This is a genomic window from Phaeodactylibacter sp., from assembly GCF_040219495.1.
GTDB lineage: Bacteria > Bacteroidota > Bacteroidia > Chitinophagales > Saprospiraceae > Phaeodactylibacter.
This window is the reverse complement of the sequence record NZ_JAVJSK010000082.1, coordinates 1-6,019: the sequence shown is the minus strand read 5'-3', so window position 1 is coordinate 6,019 and position 6,019 is coordinate 1. Positions and strand designations below refer to the sequence as shown.

4 protein-coding genes are annotated in these 6,019 nt (G+C 47.5%); all 4 read left to right on the top strand.

Going from position 1 to position 6,019, the window contains the following annotated elements:
* Window positions 1-165: 165 nt before the first annotated feature.
* Window positions 166-2,454, top strand: coding sequence for an N-6 DNA methylase (locus RIC19_RS12910; RefSeq protein ID WP_350178742.1), 2,289 nt, complete (start codon window positions 166-168; stop codon window positions 2,452-2,454).
* Window positions 2,454-3,794, top strand: a complete 1,341-nt coding sequence (locus RIC19_RS12905) for a restriction endonuclease subunit S (protein ID WP_350178741.1) — start codon at window positions 2,454-2,456, stop codon at window positions 3,792-3,794. Before RIC19_RS12910 ends, RIC19_RS12905 begins: the two co-directional genes overlap by 1 nt.
* Window positions 3,791-4,501, top strand: a complete 711-nt coding sequence (locus RIC19_RS12900) for a hypothetical protein (RefSeq protein ID WP_350178740.1) — start codon at window positions 3,791-3,793, stop codon at window positions 4,499-4,501. Before RIC19_RS12905 ends, RIC19_RS12900 begins: the two co-directional genes overlap by 4 nt.
* Window positions 4,502-4,566: 65 nt before the next feature.
* A complete protein-coding gene (locus tag RIC19_RS12895; protein WP_350178739.1) occupies window positions 4,567-5,895 on the top strand; it encodes a DUF262 domain-containing protein in 1,329 nt (442 codons plus the stop codon).
* The last annotated feature ends 124 nt before the right edge of the window (window positions 5,896-6,019 follow it).

Sequence of the window (6,019 nt, the reverse complement as noted above, 5' to 3'; positions counted from 1 at the left end):
GGCTCAGCATGCTGCCGTTAAGCTCCATATCTACCTCAATCGTGACCTTACCCCCATCTTGCTTTACTATTCGTGCGCTCATACCTTATTTTTGCTTTAAGATACGTATCTTTTTGCACATCAAAAATCCGTCACACCCTTCCGGAAGGCGGCAGCTTTAAGGATATGGTGGAGCTGAAGGGGCAGAAAGACATTGGCGACCGGATGAATAAGATCATCGGGGAGCTGGCTAAGGAGAATGACCTGACGGGCATTATCGATGTGGCCGACTTCAACGATGACGATAAGCTGGGCAAAGGCAAGGAAAAGATGGACCGCCTGAGCAACCTGGTGGAGATTTTCGAAAACCCTGCCCTCGACTTTAGCGGCAACCGGGCGGAGGACGATGACCTGCTGGGCGATGCCTACGAGTACCTGATGCGGCACTTTGCCACGGAGAGCGGCAAGAGCAAAGGGCAGTTTTATACCCCGTCTGAGGTCTCGCGCATTATGGCGCGGGTGATCGGCATTGAGCATTCCGAGAGTCAGGCAGAGACACTTTATGATCCGACCTGCGGATCAGGATCGCTATTGCTCAGGGCGGCGGACATTGCCCCACACGGTATTTCCATCTACGGACAGGAGAAAGATAACGCCACCCGCGCCCTGGCGGTGATGAATATGTGGCTGCATGGGCGGCCGGAGGCGGAAGTTGTACAGGGGAATACCCTGGCAGACCCTTACTTCACCGATGCGACGACCGGCTACCTGAAGACCTTCGATTATGCGGTGGCGAATCCGCCCTTTAGTGATAAGGCCTGGGGTAATGGGGTGGACCCGGAAAATGACGATTTTCAGCGCTTTGATGGCTACGTGGCGCCGCCGAAGAAAAACGGCGACTTCGCTTACCTGCTGCACCTGATCAAATCTCTCAAAAGTACTGGCAAGGCGGCGATCATTCTGCCGCTGGGCGTCCTTTTCCGGGGGAATGCGGAGGCGATTATCCGCAGGCAACTCGTGGAGCGGGGGTATATCAAGGGCATCATTGGGCTGCCTGCCAACCTCTTCTACGGTACGGGCATTGCGGCTTGTATTATGGTGATTGATAAGGAAGGGGCCGAGGGGCGGCAGGGCATTTTTATGGTTGATGCCAGCCGGGGCTATATGAAAGACGGGAATAAGAACCGCCTGCGCTCCCAGGATATCCATAAGATTGTGGATGTCTTCAACAAGCAACTGGAGCTGGACAAGTACAGCCGTATGGTCCCGCAGGAGGAAATAGCGGACCCGAAGAACGACTACAACCTGAATATACCGCGCTACATCGATAGTCAGGAGGAGGAAGACTTGCAGGACATTGAAGCCCACCTCAAAGGCGGCATACCGGCCCGCGATGTGGAGGGGCTGGAAGAATACTGGAAGGTGTACCAAAGCCTGAAGAGCAGCCTGTTCAAAGCTGCCGACCGGCCTGGGTACTACGAGCTGAGCGTGGACAAGGACGAGGTGAAAGAAGCCATTTTTAATCATGCGGAGTTCAAAGCCTACAGCGCGGAGATGCAGGGCGTGTACGACAATTGGAAAGGCCGAAACGCTACCTATTTGAAAAGCCTGGAAGAAGGCTGCCGCCCCAAGGATGTCATACACCGGATCTCCGAAGACCTGCTGGAAGCCTACCAAGGCAAAGCGCTGGTCAATAAATACGACATCTACCAAATCGGGATGGACTACTGGGCGGAGGAAATGCAGGACGACCTTTACGAACTGGCTGCCGATGGCTGGGCAGCAGGCAATGAGGTGACCCGACTGGTGAAAAAAGCTAAAAAGAAAGGCGGCAAAGACAACGAGGTCAAAGGCATAAATGGGCTGGAAGGCCGGCTGATTCCGCCGCGGCTGATGATCAAAACTTACTTCGAAGAAGAGCAGGCCGCAATCGATGCACTGAATACCGAGCTGGAAACCGTACAGTCTGAACTGCAAGAGCTGGCGGAAGAGCATACCGGAGAAGAAGGCTTGCTGGCCGATGCGACCACCGATAAAGGCAGCCTGACGAAAGGCTCGGTGAGTGCCCGCATCAAAGAGCTGGGCAAGAAGGATGAGGAGAATGCCGAAGAGTGGGCATTGCTCAGTCAATGCAAAAAGCTGATGGCAAAGGAAACCAAGCTCAAAGCCGACATCAAAACCGCCGAAGAAGCCCTGGAAGTACAGGTCATCCAAAAGTATCCTACCCTGACCGAAGCCGAGATCAAAAGCACCGTGGTAGACCGCAAGTGGATGGCTACGCTGGAAGGCCGCATCGGGGCAGAGATGGATGCCATCAGCTACCGGCTGACGGAGCGGATCAAAGCACTGGCAGAGCGGTACGAGTGGCCGCTGCCGGAGTTGAGTGATAAGGTGCAGACGCTGAAAGAGCGAGTAGAGGAGCACTTAACTAAAATGGGGCATTCCCTAGGGGCCACTAAAAGAGAAACAGCTTAATGAATATTAAAACAGAACCAACAAGCCATATACAAATAGATAAAAGAACCCAATCAAAGCATAAAAAAACTGAATTGGGTTTAATACCCGACGACTGGGAGGTAGTTCCTATTGGAAACAAGGTTGACCTTTTGACGGGATTCCCTTTTCCCAGCAGCAAGTTTAAGAGTAATGGAATAAAACTACTGAAAGGTTCAAATATAAAACGGGGAAATATTGATTGGCGCCCTGATATAACTGATTACTGGGAAAGTCATTCCCCGCAACTTAGTAAGTATATCCTAAAAGAAGGTGACGTAGTTGTTGCTATGGACGGATCTTTAGTTGGAAAAAGTTTTGCTCAAATTTCAACTCATGACTTACCGTCACTACTTCTTCAGAGGGTTGCTCGACTTAGGAGTAAGAGCTGTGATATCAACTATTTGAAGCAACTTGTTTGTAGTCCTCTATTTACTTCTCATTGTGAAACAGTCAAAACAGCTTCAGCAATACCTCATATCAGCTCTCAGGACATAAAAGATTTCTTGATCCCCATCCCCCCAACCCTAGCCGAGCAGACCGCCATCGCCACGGCCCTCAGCGACATGGATGCGCTGATCGAGGCGCAGGAAGCCCTGCTGGTCAAAAAGCGGTTGATGAAGCAGGGGGCGATGCAGGAGTTGCTCACCGGCAAGCGCCGGCTGGTGGAGACGGATGGTACGAGCTGGCAGCAGACGGAGGTGGGGCGGATTCCGGGGGATTGGGAGGTGGTTGAAATTGAGAATATTTCAATAAAAGTTGGAAGCGGAATAACTCCTAAAGGTGGTTCAAAAATTTACAAAGATGAAGGTCGAGTTTTTATTCGCAGTCAGAATGTGGGTTGGGGCGACCTTCACCTAAATGATGTTGCTTTTATTGACGAGCTTACTCATAGTGCATTCAACGCCACTGAATTAGAAAAGCATGACGTTTTATTGAACATTACTGGAGCTTCAATTGGAAGGTGTGCAGTTGCAACTGAAGAAATTGCTGGAGGAAATGTTAATCAGCATGTTTGTATTATTAGATGCCAACCAAGTACTAATCCATATTTTTTGTCAGCAATATTATTATCAGATATTGGTCAACGCCAAATTGAAAGCTTTCAATCTGGTGGGAATAGACAAGGTTTAAACTTTGGTCAATTAAAATCTATACTCCTTCCTCTTCCACCAAACCAATCGGAGCAATCTACCATCGCCAATGCCCTTAAAGATATGGATTCCGAAATCGAGCAGCTCGAAGCCCAGCTAGCCAAGTACCGGCAGCTGAAGCGGGGGATGATGCAGGAGTTGTTGACGGGGAGAAAAAGATTGATATGAGTAAGAATTATTACATAGGCTGGGATGTCGGCGGCTGGAGCTGTGAGAAGAACAGCAAGTCCAGAGATGCCATCGTAATTCTGGATGAGTCATTAGATGTCATTGGGGAGCCTTGGCGAGGAAATCTAAAAGATACACTGAATTCAGTAGAGCCTAATGACCATCAGGCTTTTATTCGGGCGCTTTTTGAGCTTTGTGGAGTTAGTCAATATGATGAGGGGGCAATAATCTATCTTGCTATTGATACGCCTCTCGGCTACTCTCAAGCATTTACTGACCTTGTCATAAAGGGCAAGATTGCTGATGAACCAATCGGGGAACATCGTGAGAACCCCTATCTGTTTCGCCGCACGGAGCGTTTCCTTTCAGAAAAAGGATTCAGACCACTTTCTGCAGTGCAGGATATGATTGGTGCGCAGTCTACTAAAGGTATTCATTTGCTTTCGAAGCTAGGGTTAAAAGTAAAAGAAACCGGAGTTTGGACAAAAGGCAACCTTACCGTGATTGAAACATACCCTACAGCAAATCGTAAGACATTTAAAAGCTTTTGTCTGGAAGGTCATGAAGACATTCAGGATGCTTGCATTTGTGCACGGGTAGCTCATGTTTTTGCGACAGAGCGAGAGCGGTTGTATCAGCCTACAGATGACGTGCCGGAGAAAGAGGGGTGGATTTGGGCGGTTAATTCTGAAACAGGAGATCCATAAATCCACTGTACTATATATACCAGATTCGAAGGTATAGCTCTGTAAATATCAAAGAAGATTTATCGATGGAAGTGAATACATTAACTAAATCCCAAACCTCAGAGCAAATATCAGTTGAGGTGAAAAGTGTGCTTAACATCCTTTGTGAGCACGGTCTGATTATTCCCCATTATCAGCGCCCCTATAAGTGGCAACAGCGTCATGTCGGACAGCTACTTAATGATATTTTGCATTTCAAAGACAAGTCTGCCTACCGTTTAGGGGCACTCGTTCTTGACACCTCTAGGGGTAGCTATGACCTTGTGGACGGACAACAACGCAGCATCACCCTTAGCCTGATTATCCGAGCATACTTGAATTTCAATAAGACACCCAAAATACCAGAATTAAAGCGGTGTTACGCCAGGCTACAGGATGAATTGTTTGACCCCGGATTAAAACATCCCATTTCTCGCAGCAATGCAAAGCAGAACTATCTATTCATCAGTCAGAATATCAACAAGTTCAGTGAAGAGAACATCCTCTTCTTGCTCAAGAAGTGCGAGTTTGTAGTGTTTAAGCTTGATAATTTATCTACTGCTTTCCAATTTTTTGATTCACAAAATGCTAGAGGGCAGGAACTGGAGCCGCACGATTTATTGAAGGCGTATCACCTTCGCGCATTTTCAAAAGAGGATAAAGCTCATGAAGAACGAGTTACGCGAGAGTGGGAACAAACCCCTACAAAAGAGCTCGCTGCACTGTTTCACTTGTTTTTATACCGTATAAAGGAATGGAGCTGGGGGAATTCTGCTCGATTTTTTACGAAGTCAAATGTAGACCTTTTCAAAGGTGCAGATCTATACGATAAGAATTTGCCCTACACACAGCTTTATCGTATTGCCCGATTGTATGTAGACACCTACAATCACTCACAAGATCGCTTGATAGACTTCCAGAAGCTGAGTTTTCCGTTTCAATTAGATATGCCTGTCATCAACGGCAGGATGTTTTTTGAGATGATCGCTTATTACTTAGCCAAACAGCGTGATTTACAAAAAACGCTGCCTACGCACATAAAGAAAGAAAGTAAGGGGTACAGAGTTATGAAGACGCTACAAAGTTATGATGGAAGGAATCGAATAGGAGATCAGTATTTGCGCCACTTATACGACGCTGTATTGTTACAGTATGTGGATAAGTTCGGTTATGACCATATAGATGAGGTTCTGCAGCATCTCTTTGTATGGGTATACCAATTGCGGCTAAACTATCAACGTATTCTCCTTGCCACAATGGATAATCATGCCAAAGGTCCCGAAAGTTATTTGATGCGTATTCAAAGAGCACTAAAACCTGAGGAGGTGATAAAACATACTCTGCCTACATACATTGACATAGGCTGTTCGGTTTGAAGTAATTTTCCCGCTCTGCTTTTGTGACAGCGAAAAAGTGTGCCCACACTTCGTAACTTTAGAGTTCGACCAAAAAAGTCATCCATGTGGGCACGACTCCAAGATAGGTTATTTCAAGTTAAAA